General features: G+C 71.9%; 13 protein-coding genes. 5 read left to right on the top strand and 8 right to left on the bottom strand.

Translation table 11 applies throughout. The annotated features are described in order from the left end of the window. Positions 1–128: 128 nt before the first annotated feature. Positions 129–1,955, bottom strand: a complete 1,827-nt coding sequence (locus tag ACZ4U1_RS29930) for an endonuclease/exonuclease/phosphatase family protein (RefSeq protein ID WP_467907266.1) — start codon at positions 1,953–1,955, stop codon at positions 129–131. A 265-nt stretch (positions 1,956–2,220) separates the two neighbouring features. On the opposite strand from ACZ4U1_RS29930, the gene ACZ4U1_RS29935 reads away from it, so the two are divergent. The 4 genes from ACZ4U1_RS29935 (at position 2,221) to ACZ4U1_RS29950 (ending at position 7,978) form a co-directional block, all read left to right on the top strand. Beyond that, entirely contained in the window at positions 2,221–3,645 is a 1,425-nt protein-coding gene (locus ACZ4U1_RS29935; RefSeq protein WP_467907267.1) for a hypothetical protein, read from the top strand. A 260-nt stretch (positions 3,646–3,905) separates the two neighbouring features. Beyond that, the gene (locus tag ACZ4U1_RS29940) at positions 3,906–5,357 is read left to right on the top strand and encodes an alkaline phosphatase PhoX (protein WP_467907268.1); all 1,452 of its coding nucleotides are present in this window, start codon (positions 3,906–3,908) and stop codon (positions 5,355–5,357) included. A 384-nt stretch (positions 5,358–5,741) separates the two neighbouring features. Then, on the top strand, positions 5,742–7,322 hold the full coding sequence (locus tag ACZ4U1_RS29945) for a TROVE domain-containing protein (protein WP_467907269.1): 1,581 nt from the start codon (positions 5,742–5,744) through the stop codon (positions 7,320–7,322). An 83-nt stretch (positions 7,323–7,405) separates the two neighbouring features. After that, on the top strand, positions 7,406–7,978 hold the full coding sequence (locus tag ACZ4U1_RS29950) for a TetR/AcrR family transcriptional regulator (RefSeq protein ID WP_467907270.1): 573 nt from the start codon (positions 7,406–7,408) through the stop codon (positions 7,976–7,978). Positions 7,979–8,049: 71 nt separating this feature from the next. Here the strand turns inward: ACZ4U1_RS29950 and ACZ4U1_RS29955 are convergent, their stop codons facing one another. The 7 genes from ACZ4U1_RS29955 to ACZ4U1_RS29985 all read right to left on the bottom strand — a co-directional run bounded on the left by ACZ4U1_RS29955 (position 8,050) and on the right by ACZ4U1_RS29985 (position 15,403). Then, positions 8,050–9,264, bottom strand: a complete 1,215-nt coding sequence (locus ACZ4U1_RS29955) for a TerD family protein (protein WP_467907271.1) — start codon at positions 9,262–9,264, stop codon at positions 8,050–8,052. Positions 9,265–9,334: 70 nt separating this feature from the next. Next, complete coding sequence (locus tag ACZ4U1_RS29960) at positions 9,335–10,324, bottom strand: zinc-dependent alcohol dehydrogenase family protein (RefSeq protein ID WP_467907272.1); 990 nt, start codon at positions 10,322–10,324, stop codon at positions 9,335–9,337. After that, positions 10,321–11,148: a carbohydrate ABC transporter permease gene (locus ACZ4U1_RS29965; RefSeq protein WP_467907273.1), complete on the bottom strand. Its 828-nt coding sequence runs from the start codon at positions 11,146–11,148 to the stop codon at positions 10,321–10,323. Before ACZ4U1_RS29965 ends, ACZ4U1_RS29960 begins: the two co-directional genes overlap by 4 nt. Beyond that, positions 11,145–12,083: a carbohydrate ABC transporter permease gene (locus ACZ4U1_RS29970; RefSeq protein WP_467907274.1), complete on the bottom strand. Its 939-nt coding sequence runs from the start codon at positions 12,081–12,083 to the stop codon at positions 11,145–11,147. Before ACZ4U1_RS29970 ends, ACZ4U1_RS29965 begins: the two co-directional genes overlap by 4 nt. Then, positions 12,080–13,450, bottom strand: a complete 1,371-nt coding sequence (locus tag ACZ4U1_RS29975) for an ABC transporter substrate-binding protein (protein ID WP_467907275.1) — start codon at positions 13,448–13,450, stop codon at positions 12,080–12,082. Before ACZ4U1_RS29975 ends, ACZ4U1_RS29970 begins: the two co-directional genes overlap by 4 nt. Before the next feature lie 88 nt (positions 13,451–13,538). Beyond that, positions 13,539–14,309, bottom strand: a complete 771-nt coding sequence (locus ACZ4U1_RS29980; protein WP_467907276.1) for a DeoR/GlpR family DNA-binding transcription regulator — start codon at positions 14,307–14,309, stop codon at positions 13,539–13,541. Between the two features lie 284 nt (positions 14,310–14,593). Beyond that, positions 14,594–15,403, bottom strand: a complete 810-nt coding sequence (locus ACZ4U1_RS29985) for an NAD-dependent epimerase/dehydratase family protein (protein WP_467907277.1) — start codon at positions 15,401–15,403, stop codon at positions 14,594–14,596. A gap of 212 nt (positions 15,404–15,615) precedes the next feature. On the opposite strand from ACZ4U1_RS29985, the gene ACZ4U1_RS29990 reads away from it, so the two are divergent. Then, entirely contained in the window at positions 15,616–16,557 is a 942-nt protein-coding gene (locus ACZ4U1_RS29990) for a 5-dehydro-4-deoxyglucarate dehydratase (RefSeq protein ID WP_467907278.1), read from the top strand. The last annotated feature ends 3 nt before the right edge of the window (positions 16,558–16,560 follow it).

Raw genomic sequence — 16,560 nt, forward strand, 5'->3', positions numbered from 1 at the left:
TCTGCCTCCCCTTCCCCCCCCCCCCCCCGTCCCCCCCCCCCCCCCCCCCCCCCTCCCCCCCCCCCCCCTCCCCCCCCCCCCCCCCCCTCCCCGCCCCCCCCCCCCCCCCCCCCCCCCCCGCCGTCGCGTCACGGACGGAACCGCAGCACCTGCGGGTCGTGGTCGCTGATCTGGTCGTGGAACTCCGAGTTGATGTGCACGCTGTCGTACGCGACGTCACAGCCGCGGCGGATCGCCGGGCTCACCAGGATCTGGTCCAGGACCTGCTGGTTGCCCTGGTAGTCGTAGGTGTAGCGCTCGTTCTTCGGCAGCGACTTGATCGCCGACCACAGCTCGCCGTCGCCCTCCAGGATCTTCGTGGTCCCGGAGAACTCGAAGTCGTTCATGTCGCCGAGCGCGACGACCTCCGCGTTCTTCTGCACGGACAGGATGTCCTTGACGAACGCGTTCACCGCGGTCGCCTGGGCGTGCCGCTGGATCTCCGAGCTGCGTACCGGCGGCTGGTACTGCGAGGTCAGACCCTGGTCGCCGCCCTTGGAGTTGAGGTGGTTGGCGATCACGAACACGGTCTTGCCGCGGAAGACGAACTCGCCCGCGAGCGGCTTGCGGCTCTTGCTCCAGGCCGCGTTCGCCGGGTCGATGCGGCCGGGGGAGACCGTCAGGCGGGCCTTGCCCTGCACCTTGGCGACACCGACCGCGGTGGTCGAGTCGCCGCCCGCGCGGTCCGTGAAGGACACCCGCTCGGGGTTGAACAGGAACACCTGGCGGATGTTGCCGCCGGGCTCGCCGCCGTCCTGGTCGTTGACCGGGTTGATCGAGCGCCAGTCGTACGTCGGGCCGCCCGCCGCGGCGATCGCGTCGATCAGCTTGGTCACGGTCTGGTCCGCGTCGACCGTGCCGTCGTCCTTGGCGCCGTTGTTGTCCTGGATCTCCTCCAGGGACACGATGTCCGGCGACTGGAGGTTGTGCACGATCGCGGAGGCGTGCTTGTCGAAGGTGGCGTCCGACGGGTCGAGGTTCTCGACGTTGTACGTCGCCACCGCCAGCTCGCGGCCCGACTGCTTCTGCGTCGTCTCGCGCTCCAGGCCGCCGCTGTCCAGGGTGCCGAGCTTGCTCGCGACGAGGGTGTAGCCGCCGTACTGGTTGAAGTCCAGCGGGCCGGTGGTGGTGCCCTCCAGGGTGTCGCCGACGTCCGCCTTCGGGAAGTCGGCGGTCGCGCCCAGCGACTGGATCTGGAGCCGGCCGGTGTTCTGCGCGTCGTAGGAGCCGTAGACCGTGCCGCCGCGGCTGCTGCGGTGCTCCCACGGCTTCACGGTGACCCACAGCTCGCTGTACGGGTCGGTCGCGGTGACCACGCGGGCGTCGGCGACCTGGACGTTCATGCCCTCCAGGGACTCGTAGTAGTCCAGGGCGTACGCCGACGGGTCCAGCGCGAGACCGTTGATCGAGCCCGCCGCGGCGCTGTCGCCCGCCGGGGCGTACGCGTCCGGCACCGCGTCCTCGTCCACGACGACCGGCGCCGGGACCGCGTTGCCGGTGGAGACCGTGGTGACCGTCGGCTTGGTGATCTCCGTCACCGACTGGTTGCCGGACGAGGTGCCGCCCGGGACGTACTCGGAGACCGTGCCGGTCACCGTCACCGCGTCACCGGCCGCGACCTTCGGCGTCGAGCTGGTGAAGACGAACACGCCCTCGCTGGTGGCCGGGTCGGCGTCCGGCGTCGGGTCCTGGAGCCAGAAGCCCTTGGAGGAGCCGTACGTGCGCGTGGCCGTGACGATGCCGGGCACGTCCGTCACCTTCTGCCCCGCGAACGGGGATATCCGGGTCGTGCCCTGGATGTCGTGGACGCGCACCGAGTCGGCGTGCGCGGGCGAGGTGAGGACGACGGTGGACGCCGCGCTGCAGACGGCGGCGACGGTGAGCGCGGCGAGGCGCGCGGAAGACCTGCTCGGCAAGGGATCCCTCCGGGGACGTGACGATGCGCCGGGACGAGGGTGGAACGGGAGCGTGTGGGGCTCGTGGCCCTCAGTGACACGCATAGAGCCGAGTGAACAGTTGTCCCCCCAACTTCTACGCGCGTCAATCTCCTGCCTGGCCCGGGGAGTTGTCAAGGTTTCGGCCATGTACGGCTGCTTACGGGGAGATGAACCGGGCGGCATGGGTGGAAATCCGTCTAGGCTGAGCGGCTGAGCCCGTTCACGGTCCGAGGAGAACCAGCCGATGTCAGACAGCTCCCCCCTGCCGCCCGTACGGCTGCACCCCGAAGCGGAGCTGGCGCGCGCCGCGCTGTCCACGCCGGTGCTCTCCCGGGCCGCCCGCCTCGCCCGCTGGGCCGGGCCCGACACCCGCGTGGACGCTGGTGGCGGACTGGCCGAGGAACAGCTGCCGGCCGCCGCCGAGCTGCTCGGACTCACCGGTGACGACGCCGCCGCGTACGCCGGCGAGGCCTGGCGGGTCGCCGTGGACACCGGCCTGGTGGAGATCGTGGACGAGGAGACCGGGACCGTCCGGGCCGGCGAGGAGCTGAAGCTGCTCACCGGCGGCTCCCCGCGCGACGTGCTCACCGTGTGGCTCGCCGCCCTGGAGACCGTCATCGCCGACGCGGCCGTACCCGACCTGGACGACCTGGTCGACGCGCTGGACGACGGCGGCGAGGTCGATTTCTCGTCACTCGACTGGGACCCCGAGGCCGAGGCTGATTTCCTCGACGGCGTCCTCGGCAACCTCTACCTGCTGACCGTCAGTGAGGACGGCCCCGGCGACGCCCCCGTCCCGCTGCCCGCCCTCGCCGCCTCCATGATCGTCCCCGACGGCATGGGCGAGCCCACCAACGACGTCCTGGAGCAGGTCTCCGACGCCATGATGCGGCTGGACGACCAGTTCCGGGCGCTGGAGCCGGTCGGGCTCGTCGCCTACCAGCCGGTGGACGAGGCGCTGATGGCCGACGCCGACGAGGAACCCGCCGCGCTGGACGACACCGACGTCACCCGCTACGGCATGGTCCGGCTCACCCCGCTCGGCCTGTACGGGCTGCGCGCCCGGCTGCTGGAGGCCGGGTTCGCGGCCCCGGTCGTCGGGGAGCTGGCCGACAAGGGCGCGGACGCGCTGCTCGACGGCACCGCCCGGTTCGGCCGGTCCGCCGCCCGCGCCGAGACCGAGCAGTGGCTCGCCCGCCGTGAACCGCTCGGCGCGGCCCGGGAGTTGCTCGCCGCGGCCCGTGGCGCGGACGCCGGCGCCCCGCTGCGCAGGCTGCGCTGCCAGCAGGCGCTGTCGCTGCTGGGCATGGAGGCCGAACCCGCGCTGCGCGAGGTGCTGGACGACCCCGAGCTGGGCGGACTCGCCCGGGTGTGGCTCAGCGAGCGGGGCGCCGCCGGGGTGCCGGCGCCGCCCGAGGACATGGTGTTCTGGCTGACCGTCGACACGCTGGCCGCACAGCTGGCGGCCGAGGGCAACTCGGAGGAGCTGCGGGCACTGGTGGAGGGGCTCGCCGCGCAGCACAGCGGGTTCTTCGCGGCGGCCTGGCGGGTGGAGCACCCCGCCACCGCCGAGGTGCTGGACGCGATGGGCCGGCTCCATCCCGACAAGAAGGTGGCCAAGGAGGCCCGCAAGGCCGCGTTCAAGGCGCGCTCCCAGCAAGGAAGCTGACGTCACGGCCGGTGGCGGATCCGGCCGGGTGCTTTTCCCGGCGATGGTCCGGGTGCTTTTCCCGCGATGGTCCGGGTGCTCTTCCCGGCGACGGTGCGGGTGCTCTTCCCGGCGACGGTGCGGTGCGGACGGATTCACGGAACGGGCGCCCTGGTGGTAGCCCGGCGTTCAACTCCCGTTCACAGGTGGGCGGGAGCGTGTGCGCCGAGCCGAGGCCCCCCACCCTCCACGGCACTACCACCGTCGTCACAGGAGACACCATGTCGCTCACCCGCAGGGACTTCGCCAGAAAATCCGCGATCACCGGTGCCGGGGTCGCCCTGGCGGGCAGCGTCGGCGCCCTCGCCACCGCGCCGAACGCCCTCGCCGCCACGGACAACGAGAGCGCCGAGACCGAGTCCGCGCACGGGGGCCACCACCACGGCGTCGGCTACGGCCCGCTGATCGCCGACCCGAACGGCATCCTCGCCCTGCCCGCCGGCTTCACGTACCGGGTCATCACCTACAGCGGCAGGACCAAGCTGGAGTCCGGCGAGTTCACCCCGTCCAACCACGACGGCACGGCCACCTTCGAGGGCCCCCGGGGCACCACCCTGCTCGTCAACAACCACGAGCTGGCCGGTGCCCGCGCCAACTGGCCGCACCCGGTGCCGCTGACCGAGGGCCTGGTCTACGACCCGGCGGCGGCCGGCGGCTGCACCGTCGTCGAGGTCCGGCGCGGCGGGGAGGTCGCCGAGTGGGTGGGCATCGCCGGCACCGCCACCAACTGCGCGGGCGGCAGCACCCCGTGGGGCACCTGGCTGACCTGCGAGGAGACCGAGGACAAGGCCGGCAAGAACGGCTTCACCAAGGACCACGGCTACGTCTTCGAGGTCGACCCCGAGGACCGCCGCGCCAACCGCGACCCGAAGCCCGTCAAGGCCCTGGGCCGCTACGCCCACGAGGCCGTCGTGGTCGACCCCCGGCGCGGCCACCTCTACCTCACCGAGGACGCCTCCGGCCCCAACGGCCTGTTCTACCGCTGGACCCCGCCGGAGGGCTTCCGCCACGGCCGCGGCAAGCTGCGCACCCTCGCCGACGACGCGGGCGTGCTCCAGGCCTTCAAGTGCTTCGACTCCGGCGGCAAGTTCGTGGACGACCTGTCCCGCGCCACGAAGACCGGCACCGTGTACGGCGTCGACTGGGTGGACGTCCCCGACCGTGACGCCAAGACCGTCTCGGTGCGCAAGCAGTTCACCGACGGCCAGGTCACCCGCGCCCGCAAGCTGGAGGGCATGTGGTGGGGCGACGGCGGCGTCTACGTCGTCTCCTCCTACGCCCGCCAGGAGAGCCCGGTCCAGCACGACGGCCAGGTCTGGTTCTACGACCCCAAGCGCCGCACGCTGACACTGAAGGTGCTGCTCGGCGTGAACCCGGACCCGGCCGAGGACGGCGCCTTCGACGGCCCCGACAACATCACCGTCTCCCCGTACGGCGGCCTGGTCATCGCCGAGGACGGTGAGGGCGTCCAGCACCTGTTCGGCGCCACCGAGAGCGGCCGGACCTACCCGATCGCCCGCAACGAGCTGAACATCGGCACCGCGGAGGCGCCGGAGTACAGCGAGTTCACCGGGGTCACCTTCTCGCCCGACGGCAGGACCCTGTTCGCCAACATCCAGACGCCCGGCATCATGCTCGCCATCACCGGCCCCTGGAAGCGGCAGAAGCGGTAACGGCGCGTGTGGCGGCGCAAAGCGCTAGCGGGTGGAAGCGCTCGTTAATTCGCTCGCACGCCCGATGCTGCGCCTCCTACAGTGAGATCACGACGTCACGCACCTCCCGGTGCGAGGGCAGCGGTTACTTCCCTTTCCTGGAACGACGCAACCGCAGCCGACATGATCTCGGGAGGCGCAGCTCATGGTGGGTGTCCGGTGCGCAGGCAGCGGTTACTTCATTGGATCGGACGGTTGCGGGTTCGAGTCCCGTCATCGACTTCGGGTCGGTGTAGCTCAATCGGCAGAGCATCTGGCTAAAGTCCGTCGCCGACTTCCGACCTCGGACACCCTCCATTTGTTGCGCCTCCCTCCGGAACGGAAACGAATTCGGGGGAATTCACCATGGCGCGATTCAACACGCGTGCCACGAAGGCGCGGCCGACGTCGGCCGTGACGTCCACGGGCCGCACCCTGCGCACCCACGAGGGCGGCCGGGGCCACGAGCGCGATCCGCGCTCGGAGCTGTTCCTGCTGGCCGTGTCCCACTTCCTCGCGGACACCTTCTACGAGAGCGCCCAGGACCGCGACGCCCGCTTCACCCGCCTCGTCCGCGACCTCGCCGTCAGCGACCCGGAGTGGACGGCCGGCCTGCTCGGCTGGCTGCGCGGCGACGGCAACATGCGCACCGCGTCCCTCGTCGGCGCCGCCGAGTACGTGCACGCACGGCTCGCGGCCGGGGCGACCGACGGCCCGTCGAACCGGCAGGTCGTCGCGTCCGTGCTGCAGCGTCCCGACGAGCCCGGCGAACTGCTCGCGTACTGGACGTCGACGTACGGCCGTGCCGTCCCCAAGCCCGTCAAGCGCGGCATCGCCGACGCTGTACGACGGCTCTACCACGCCAGGTCGCTGCTCAAGTACGACACCGCGTCCAAGGGCTACCGCTTCGGCGACGTCCTCAACCTGGTGCACGCCGCGCCGGACCCCGACAAGCCGTGGCAGGGCGACCTGTTCCGGTACGCACTCGACCGGCGCCACCACCCGGACACCGCCGTGCCGCCCGCGTCGCTTCCGGCGCTCACCCTGCACCGCGAGCTGATGGCGCTGCCCGTCGAGCGGCGGCGTGAGGTCGTCACCTCGCCCGACGGCGCCGAGCGGCTGGCGGCGGCCGGCCTCACCTGGGAGGCGCTGGCCGGCTGGCTCCAGGGGCCGATGGACCAGGCGGCCTGGGAGGCCGTGATCCCGTCCATGGGCGCGATGGCCCTCGTCCGCAACCTGCGCAACTTCGACGAGGCCGGGGTCTCGGACGAGGTCGCCGCCCGGGTCGCCGCGCGGATCAGCGATCCGCAGGAGGTGCGCCGCTCGCGGCAGTTCCCCTTCCGCTACCTGGCCGCGTACCAGCACGCCCCCTCGCTGCGCTGGTCCTACCCGCTGGAGCAGGCGCTCGGCCACTCGCTGGCCAACGTGCCCGCGCTGCCGGGCCGCACGCTCGTCCTGGTCGACCGCTCCGGCTCGATGTTCTGGTCGCGGGTCTCCGAGCGCTCCCAGCTCAGCCGGGCCGACGCGGCGGCGGTCTTCGGCACCGCCCTCGCCCTGCGGGCGGCGGACGCCGACCTCGTGCAGTTCGGCTCGACCAGCGGGAAGGTGCCGTTCCGCACGGGCGAGTCGGTGCTGAAGGTCCTGGAGCGCTTCGGCGACCTCGGCGGCACCGACACCACCGAGGCGGTACGCCGGCACTACCGGGGCCACGACCGGGTGCTGATCGTCACCGACGAGCAGTACGCCCCGCACCGGCACGGCGACCCCGCCTCCCAGATCCCGGACCACGTCCCGGTCTACACCTGGAACCTGGAGGGATACCGCGCCGGCCACGGCCCCTCGGGCACGGGCAACCGGCACACCTTCGGCGGGCTCTCCGACGCCGCGTTCCGCATCGTCCCGCTGCTGGAGAGCGGACGGGACGGACGCTGGCCGTGGCAGGCCTGAGCGGCCGTCTTCGCCGGGGAGCCTCTCCGCATACCTGCTCGGTAAGATACGGAGAGGGTCCCCGGTCTGCAAGGAGTGAGTCGATGACGCAGGGCAGGACCATGCGCGCGGACGCTCGGCGCAACTACGAGCGGTTGCTGAAGGTGGCGGCGGAGGCCTTCGCCGAGCACGGGGAGAACGCGTCACTCGACGACATCGCCAAGCGGGCGGGCGTCGGCTCGGGCACGCTCTACCGGCACTTCCCGACCCGCCGGACGCTGCTGGAGGCGGCGTACGTCGACCGGATCGAGGCGCTCGGCGCGCGCGCCGACGAACTGGCGAGGGAACTGCCGCCGGGCGAGGCACTCATGGAGTGGCTGTACGAGCTGGCGATCGCCACCCTTCAGGTGCGGGGGATGAAAGCCCTGCTCAGCTCGGCGGTGACGGACGAGACCGGCACGGCGGCGCCGCCGGCCTGCGGCACCGTCGTGAAGGGCGCGGCGGCCCGGCTGGTGGAGGCCGCGCAGACGGAGGGCACGCTGCGGGCCGATGTGCAGCCGATCGAGGTCCTGCGCCTGGCGCACGGCGTGGCCATGGCGGCGGAGCTGGCGCAGGGGGAGTCGGAGGAGATCCGCCGGTATCTGCGCCTGCTGACGGAGGGGCTGCGGGTCGGCTGAGGGCTGGTCGGCCGGGGGCTGCCCGCGCCCGAAGGGGCGCGGGCGGTCCTGGCACGTCGTGACACCTCGGGCTACAGAGCGCGAGCCCCCGGCTCCACCATGTTCCGCACGGTGCGGGCCTTCACGAAGTCGCCCATCGCCGTCATGTCCCACTCCCCGGAGAACTGGCGGATCAGCTTGGCCATCATCACGCCCGTCTGCGGCTCCGCACCGGTGAGGTCGAAGCGGACCAGCTCCTCGCCCGTGGCCGCGTCGACCAGACGGCAGTAGGCCTTGGCGACCTCCGTGAACTTCTGCCCGGAGAAGGAGTTGACCGTGAACACCAGCCCGGTGACCTCCTGGGGCAGCCGGCCGAGATCCACGGTGATGACCTCGTCGTCGCCCCCGCCCTCACCGGTCAGGTTGTCCCCGGAGTGCCGGACCGCGCCGTTCAGGATCGTCAGCTTGCCGAAGTAGCAGCTCTCGAGGTGGTTGCGCTGCGGGCCGTAGGCGATGACCGAGGCGTCCAGGTCGATGTCCTTGCCCCGGAACGCCGGCTCCCAGCCGAGACCCATCCGCACCTGCGAGAGCAGCGGCCGGCCGCCCTTGACGAGCGACACGGTCTGGTTCTTCTGCAGACTGACCCGGCCCTTGTCCAGGTTGATCTTCCCGGCACCCGGCGCGGGCGCGGCCGGGGCCGCGGGCATCGGCGGCGCGGGCGGGGCGACCGGCGGCTGCATGGCGGCCGGGGGCGGGGCGACCGGCTGCGGAGGGGCGGCGGGGGCGGCGGCCGGCTGCGGCGGTGCGGCGGCCGGCTCCTCCACCGTCACGCCGAAGTCGGTCGCGATGCCCGCGAGCCCGTTGGCGTACCCCTGTCCGACGGCCCGCGCCTTCCACTGGCCGCCCCGGCGGTAGATCTCCACGACCACCAGCGCGGTCTCGGTGCCGAGCTGCGGCGGCGTGAACGTCGCCAGCACGGCACCCCCGTCCGCGTCCCGGATCGTGGCCGTCGGCTCGATGCCCTGGAACGTCTGCCCGGCCGCGTCGGGACTGGCCGTGACGACGATCTTCTCGATCTCCGGCGGCACGGCGGCGGTGTCGACCGTCACCGCGTCAGGCGCCGTGCCACCACCCGACCGGTACGTCACGCCCGGCCCCGTGGGCTGGTTGTAGAAGATGAAATCGTCGTCGGAACGCACCTTGCCGTCGCCGGTGAGCAGCAGGCCCGACACGTCGAGCCGCACCGGAGCGGAGACGTCCACCGTCACGCGCCCGGCCGAGAGAGGGATGTTCGAGCCAGGGGTCATAGCTGTCATGCCCGGTGAACGAACGACACCGCTTTACCGTTCCCTTACCGGCCGGAACCCGCCGAACGGCCTACGGCACCACCACGATCTTCCGCCCCACCCCCGCCGCGAACTGCTCCAGGGCCTGCGGGTACCGCTCCAGCGGGATCCGGTCGCTGATGAAGACGGCCGGGTCCAGCACCCCGTTCGCGAACAGCTCGGCCGCCCGCTCGAAGCTGTGCAGCACCGCCATGGAACCGGTGATGGTGATCTCCTGGTTGTAGATCCGGTACGGGTCGATCGTCACCCGCGTCGCGTAGTCCGCCACCCCGAACTGCAGGAACGTACCCGCCTTCGCCACCCGGTCCAGGCCGTCCTGGATGGCCGCCGCGTTGCCGGTGGCGTCGACCACCACGTCCCAGCCCTGGGGCCGGTCCAGTTCGTCGGCGTTCGCCGCGGCGGCCGAGACGCCGAGCAGGCGGGCCGTCTCCAGGCGGGCCGGGTTGACGTCGACCACGTCCACGCTCGCCGCGCCGGTCCGCTTGGCCAGCTCCAGCATCATCAGGCCCATCGTGCCGGAGCCGTAGACCAGCACGTGGGCGCCGAGGCGGGAGCGGAGGACGTCGTAGCCGCGGACCGCGCAGGACAGGGGCTCCACCAGGGCCGCGTCCTCGGTGCGCACGTGCTCGGGCAGCTTCACGCAGTTGGCGACCGGAGCCCGCGCGTACTGTGCCGCGCCGCCCGCCGTCGTCACGCCGATCGCGGCCCACCGCTCGCACAGGTTGTTGTGGCCGGTACGGCAGTACCGGCACTCGGAGCAGTACAGGGACGGGTCCACCGCGACCCGGTCGCCCACGGACACCTCCGTGACCTGGGTGCCGACGCCGACGACCTCGCCCGCGAACTCGTGTCCGGGGACGATCGGCAGCTCGGGCGCGAACTCGCCCTGGAGGATGTGCAGGTCCGTGCCGCACAGGCCGCAGGCCGCGACCTCGACGACCACCTCGCGGGGGCCGGGCGTCGGGTCGGGTACCTCGGTGACCACGGCGCGGCCCACGGACTCGATGACGGCGGCCTTCATTTCACGGCTCCCAACGACAGGCCCTGGACCAGCTTGTCCTGGGCGGCGAACCCCGCGGCGAGCACCGGCAGGGAGATGACGAGCGACGCGGCGCACACCTTGGCCAGGAACAGGCCCTGGCTGGTGATGAAGCCGGTCAGGAAGACGGGGGCGGTCTCGGCGACCACGCCCGTGAGGACTCGGGCGAAGAGCAGCTCGTTCCAGCTGAAGATGAAGCAGATCAGGGCGGTGGCGGCGATGCCGGGCAGGGCGATGGGGGCCACCACGCGCGTGAGGACCGTCGGCAGCCGGGCGCCGTCCACCCGCGCCGCCTCGATGACCGCGACCGGCACCTCGGCGAGGAAGGACTGCATCATCCACACCGCGATCGGCAGGTTCATGGAGGTGTAGAGGACGACCAGGAGCCAGATGTTGTCGAGCATCCCGGCGTTCCTGGCGAACAGGTAGACGGGGAGGAGGCCCGCCACCGCCGGCAGCATCTTCGTGGAGAGGAAGAAGAACAGGACGTCCGTCCACTTCTTCACCGGCCGGATCGACAGCGCGTAGGCCGCCGGGAGGGCCAGCAGGAGGACGAGCAGCGTGGAGGCGACCGAGGCCACCGTGGAGTTGACCAGCGCGGGCCACGGGCTGGCCCCGCCGCCGCTGCCGAAGAACTCGCGGTAGCCGTCGAGGGTCAGGGAGGCGGCGAAGGACGGCGGGTTCGTCGCCGCGTCCGCCTCGGAGTGGAAGGACGTCAGGGCCATCCACGCGATCGGCAGGAAGAACACGATCCCCACGAGCCAGGCCAGCAGGCCCAGGCCGTGACGGCGCAGTACGGCGTTCATGCGCGGGACACCTCCTCGCGGAACAGGGACGACACCACGCGCAGGGCGAAGGTCGCGATGACGATCGAGCCGATGACCACCAGGACGCCGGCGGCCGAGGCCAGGCCGTTCTCGTGGGCCTGGTAGAAGCTCTGGTAGACGGTGTAGGGCAGGTTGGCGGTGCCGAGGCCGCCGGACGTGATCGTGAAGACCGCGTCGAAGTTCTGGACGATGTAGATCGAGCCCAGCAGGGCGCCGAGTTCGAGGTAGCGGCGCAGGTGCGGGAGGGTCAGGTGGCGGAAGATCTGCCAGTCGCTCGCGCCGTCGACCCGGGCGGCCTCGATCTGCTGCTGGTCCCGGCTCTGCAGCCCGGCCAGCAGGATCAGCATCATGAACGGCGTCCACTGCCACACCAGGGATGCCTCGACCGCGAGCAGCGGGGTACGGGATACCCAGTCCGGCTGTGGGCCGCCCACATAGTGCAGCAAGCCATTGAACAAGCCGTATTCGGGGTTGTACAGCACGTGTTTCCAGAGGAGGGCCGCGGCCACCGGCACCACCAGGAAGGGCGCGATGAGCAGGGTGCGGACGACGCCCCGGCCGCGGAACCGCCGGTCCAGCAGCAGGGCCAGCGCCAGCCCGAGGACCAGGCTGGCCAGCACCACCGCCGCGGTGAGCAGCACCGTCGTCCACACCGAGTGGCGCAGGCCGGCGTCGGTCAGCACCTCGCGGTAGTTGTCCAGGCCGGTGAAGTGGCGGGCTTTGGGGTAGAGGGCGTTCCAGTCGAAGAAGGAGATCACCAGTGTGGCCACGAACGGCAGCTGGGTGACCGCGATCATGAAGACGAGGGCGGGCAGCAGCGGGGCGCGGGTCGCCCAGGCGCGCAGCCGGGCCGAGGGCTGCCTGACCGTTCTCCCGGGTGCGGCCGCGAGGGGGGCCGTGGTTGTCGCTGTCATCGTCCCTCGTACTCCTTCGAGATCTTCTCGGCGAGCGCCTGCGATTTCTTCAAGGCGGCGTCCACGGACTGGCGTCCGGCGATGGCCGCGCTGATCTCCTGGGAGACCTTGGTGCCGAGGTCGGTGAACTCGGGGATGCCGACGAACTGGATGCCGGGCGCGGGCCGCGGCTGCACGCCGGGGTCGTTCGGGCGGGCGCTCTCGATGGCCTCCCTGGTCATCTCCTGGAACGCGGCCGCCGACTTCCGGTACTCGGCGTTGGTGTAGGTCGAGGCCCGTTTGCCCGCGGGGACGTCGGACCAGCCGCTGGTCTCGCCGACCAGCTGCTCGTAGCCCTTGCTCGACGCCCAGGAGACGAACTTCCAGGCCTTGTCGGGGTTGCGGGAGGCCCGCTGGATGCCCCAGGCCCAGGTGTAGAGCCAGCCGGAGGACCCGGTCCGTTCGACGGGGGCGGGCGCGTAGCCGAGCTTGCCCTTGACCGGGGAGCCGGACGCCTCCAGCAGTCCGGCCGCGGAGGTGGCGTCGTACCACATGGCGACCTTGCCCTGGGTCATGTTGTTCAGGCACTCGGCGAAGCCGGACTGGGCGGCGCCGGACTCGCCGTGCGCGCGGACGAGGTCGACATAGAACGTCGTCGCCTTCTCGAAGGCCGGGGAGTCGAGCCGGGCCTTCCAGTCCTTGTCGAACCAGGTGCCGCCGAAGGTGTTCACGACCGTGGTGAGCGGTGCCATCACCTCGCCCCAGCCGGGCAGTCCGCGCAGGCAGATGCCCCGCATGCCGGGCCGGGCGCCGTCCGCCTTCGCGGCCAGGTCGGCGACCTGCTGCCAGGTGGGGTGGGCGGGCATCGTCAGGCCCTTCGACGCGAACACGTCCTTGCGGTACATGAGGAAGGACGACTCGCCGTAGAAGGGCTGTCCGTAGAGCTTGCCGTCGTCGCCGGTGAGGGACTGGCGCATCGGTTTCAGCACGTCCTGCTCGTCGTACGACGGGTCCTTCGCGACGTACGAGTCCATCGCGCGCAGCCAGCCGTTGCGGGCGTAGATCGGTATCTCGTAGTTGGACAGGGTGGCCACGTCGTACTGGCCGGCCTGGTTGGCGAAGTCCTGGCTGATCTTGTCGCGGACGTCGTTCTCGGGCAGGACCGTGAAGTTGACCTTGATGCCGGTGTCCTTGGTGAAGTGGGCGGCGGTCAGCTTCTGCAGCTCGGTCATCTGGGGGTTGTTGACCATCAGGACGTTGATGGCGTCGCCGCCGGAACCGGTCCCGCCGGCGCCGGCCCAGCAGCCGGAGAGCAGCGGGGCGAGCAGCGTCCCTGCGGCGGCCAGGGCGAGCGTGGCTCGCGGCCTCCGTCGGCTCGGGGTGCGCATGGATCGCTCCTGGAGGTATGGGGAGTACGGGGACATAAGGGGCGTTCGGAGGTGTGGAACGCCCCGTGGAGGTGGGCGGTCTGGCGGATCAGACCCGGATGACCTGCGGGCCCAGCAGGGAGTAGCGGTGGGCCTCGGCGGCCGGGAGGAGGGTGCTGGTCACGATCGCCTCCAGCGCGCCGATCTCCGCGAACCGGCAGAAGCTGACCGCGCCGAACTTGGTGTGCACGCCCGCGAAGACCGTCCGGCGGGCGGCCCGGACGGCCTGCGCCTTGACCTCGCTGACCGCGGGGTCGGGGGTGGTCAGGCCGTGCTCGCGGGAGACGCCGTTGGCCCCGATGTAGGCCAGGTCGAGCACGAAGCCGGCCAGCATCTTCGTCGTCCAGTGGTCGACGGTGGCCAGCGTGCCCGGGCGGACCCGGCCGCCGAGCAACAGGACGGAGACGTGGTCCGCCTCCGCGAGGGCGCCCGCGACCGGCAGGGACGCGGTGACCACGGTCAGCGGCCGGTCCCTGGGCAGTGCCTCGGCGATGAGCTGCGGGGTGAAGCCCTCGTCGACGAAGACCGTCTCGGCGTCCCCGAGCAGCTCGGCCGCCGCGGCGGCGATCCGGCGCTTCTCGGGCACATGGCTGGTGGCGCGGAAGGCGAGCGTCGTCTCGAAGCCGGCGCTCTCCACCGGGTAGGCGCCGCCGTGGGTGCGGCGGACCAGGCCGTGGTCCTCCAGGGCGCGCAGATCGCGCCGGATGGTCTCCTTGGCCACACCCAGGGCGGCGGCGAGCGCGGTGACGTCTACCGAGCCGGTGGCGCGGGCGGCCCGCACGATCTCGCGCTGGCGTTCTTCCGCCGTCCTGGTGGTCATGTCGTCACCCACTTCCCTGTGGAACTGCCCGTTCGGGCCCTGGGGGAAGTTCTACCGCCGGTGCGCGCCGCTGACCAGGTCTGTTGCGGGCCCGATGGTGCCCGCTTGCGCCCGCTTCGCGCGGGCCGTGCCCGCCGCGGACCTGCGCGGCTGTCCGGGGCCGGGTGGGATCGGGCACGGCGGATGCCCGGACACGGCGGCGGGCGGGCCCGTTCGGTGCCCGCCCGCGCGCGTGGACGATCGTTTCCGGCCGCCGGGAGCCACCCGGGGACCCTTCGCCAGGCTCAGTACGGCCAGATCGGCGGGTCGTTCACGAAGTGGCCGCCCAGGTGGCTGTGGGCCGGGTTCTCCGGATCCAGCTCGCCCTGCTCGGCGATGAGCTTCTCGGCGTACGGCTCGGAGTCGTCCCGCGGCTCGTAGCCGAGCGAGCGCGCGGTGGTCAGGTCCCACCACAGGCGGGTGTTGGCGGAGGAGCCGTAGACCACCGTGTGGCCGACCTCCTCGGCGGTCAGGGCCGCGTGGAAGAGGCGGGCGCCGTCGGCCGGGCTCATCCACACCGAGAGCATGCGCACGCTGGTCGGCTCGGGGAAGCAGGAGCCGATGCGCACGGAGACGGTCTCCAGGCCGTGCTTGTCCCAGTAGAGCTGGGCCAGGTCCTCGCCGAAGGACTTCGACAGGCCGTAGAAGGTGTCGGGGCGGCGCGGGGTGTCGACCGGGATCAGCGGTTCGCCCGCGCGCGGGGCCGGGGTGAAGCCGACGGCGTGGTTGGAGGAGGCGAAGACGATCCGCGGCACGCCCTCCTGGCGGGCGGCCTCGTACAGGTTGTAGGTGCCCTCGATGTTGGCCTTCAGGATCTTCTCGAAGGGCGCCTCCAGGGAGATCCCCGCGAGGTGCAGGATCGCGTCCACGCCCCGCACCGCCTCGCGCAGCGCCTCCTTGTCGGTGAGGTCCGCGGTGATCGCGTCCGGCTCGCCCTCGATGGTCCGCACGTCCAGCAGGCGCAGCGTGTAGCCGTACTCCGGCAGCAGGGACCGCATCAGGGTGCCGAGCCCGCCGGCGGCGCCGGTGAGCAGGATCGTGCGGGGAGCGGGCATCCTTGGTTCTCCTTGTGGCCAGCATTCACATACGTGGACACGCTAGAGAGTTCGCCGGGCACCGTCAAGTGTCGCGTGTCTTCGGCCATTTCGCCCCCGGTCGTGGGAGTCTGCCTGCTTGACCTGCCGCAAGAGGGCCCTCTAGCGTGGTCGCGTTCAGAAATATGGACGTGGATCAGAAACATGCACCGGCGTGCCTCAAGGGAGAGCCCGTGACGCCAGCCCCTCTGACCGAACGGCTCCGCGACCCGAGCGGGCCGCTCTTCTTCCCCGTCACGGCCTACGGCCCCGGCGGCTCACTCGACCTGGACGTCTACCGCACCCATGTGCGCCGGGGCGTGGCGGCCGGTGCCGGCGCCGTCTTCGCCGCGTGCGGCACCGGGGAGTTCCACGCGCTGCTGCCGGAGGAGTTCGAGGCCTGCGTCCGGGCGGCCGTCGAGGCGGCCGAGGGGCGCGTCCCGGTCGTCGCGGGCGCCGGCTACGGGACCGCGCTCGCCGTCCGCTACGCGCGCCTCGCCGCCGACGCGGGCGCCGACGGCATCCTCGCCATGCCGCCGTACCTCGTCCTCGCCGGCCAGGAGGGCCTGCTGCGGCACTACCGTGAGATCGCCGCGGCCACCGAGCTGCCCGTCATCGTCTACCAGCGTGACAACGCCGTCCTCACCCCGTCCACCGTGGTCGCACTGGCCCGCACCGACGGCGTCATCGGCCTCAAGGACGGCCTCGGCGACCTCGACCTCATGCAGCGCGTCGTCAGCGCCGTCCGCACCGAGGTCCCCGGCGACTTCCTGTACTTCAACGGCCTGCCCACCGCCGAGCTGACCCAGCTCGCCTACCGCGCCCTCGGCATCACCCTCTACTCCTCGGCGGTGTTCTGTTTCGTACCGGAGATCGCCCTCGCCTTCCACCGCGCCCTCCAGGCCGGCGACCTGCCCACCGCGCACCGCCTCCTCGACGGTTTCTACCGCCCGTTCGTGGAACTGCGCGCCCAGGGCCGCGGCTACGCCGTCTCCCTCGTCAAGGCCGGGGTACGGCTGCGCGGCCTGGACGTCGGCGAGGTCCGGCCCCCGCTGCACGAACCGGCCGAGGACCATGTCAAACAGCTCGCCCAGCTGATCGAACGCGGCTACGAGCTGCTGGAGGAGGACGCGTGAGCG

Source organism: Streptomyces sp. NPDC028928, from assembly GCF_055564915.1.

Excerpts from the sequence above, each read along its gene's own strand:
- ACZ4U1_RS29960 (WP_467907272.1), bottom strand. The coding sequence starts at position 10,324 with ATGAAGGCCGCCGTCATCGAGTCCGTGGGCCGCGCCGTGGTCACCGAG.
- ACZ4U1_RS29980 (WP_467907276.1), bottom strand. The coding sequence starts at position 14,309 with ATGACCACCAGGACGGCGGAAGAACGCCAGCGCGAGATCGTGCGGGCC.
- ACZ4U1_RS29965 (WP_467907273.1), bottom strand. The coding sequence starts at position 11,148 with ATGAACGCCGTACTGCGCCGTCACGGCCTGGGCCTGCTGGCCTGGCTC.
- ACZ4U1_RS29970 (WP_467907274.1), bottom strand. The coding sequence starts at position 12,083 with ATGACAGCGACAACCACGGCCCCCCTCGCGGCCGCACCCGGGAGAACG.
- ACZ4U1_RS29945 (WP_467907269.1), top strand. The coding sequence starts at position 5,742 with ATGGCGCGATTCAACACGCGTGCCACGAAGGCGCGGCCGACGTCGGCC.
- ACZ4U1_RS29975 (WP_467907275.1), bottom strand. The coding sequence starts at position 13,450 with ATGCGCACCCCGAGCCGACGGAGGCCGCGAGCCACGCTCGCCCTGGCC.
- ACZ4U1_RS29940 (WP_467907268.1), top strand. The coding sequence starts at position 3,906 with ATGTCGCTCACCCGCAGGGACTTCGCCAGAAAATCCGCGATCACCGGT.
- ACZ4U1_RS29955 (WP_467907271.1), bottom strand. The coding sequence starts at position 9,264 with ATGACCCCTGGCTCGAACATCCCTCTCTCGGCCGGGCGCGTGACGGTG.
- ACZ4U1_RS29985 (WP_467907277.1), bottom strand. The coding sequence starts at position 15,403 with ATGCCCGCTCCCCGCACGATCCTGCTCACCGGCGCCGCCGGCGGGCTC.
- ACZ4U1_RS29935 (WP_467907267.1), top strand. The coding sequence starts at position 2,221 with ATGTCAGACAGCTCCCCCCTGCCGCCCGTACGGCTGCACCCCGAAGCG.
- ACZ4U1_RS29950 (WP_467907270.1), top strand. The coding sequence starts at position 7,406 with ATGACGCAGGGCAGGACCATGCGCGCGGACGCTCGGCGCAACTACGAG.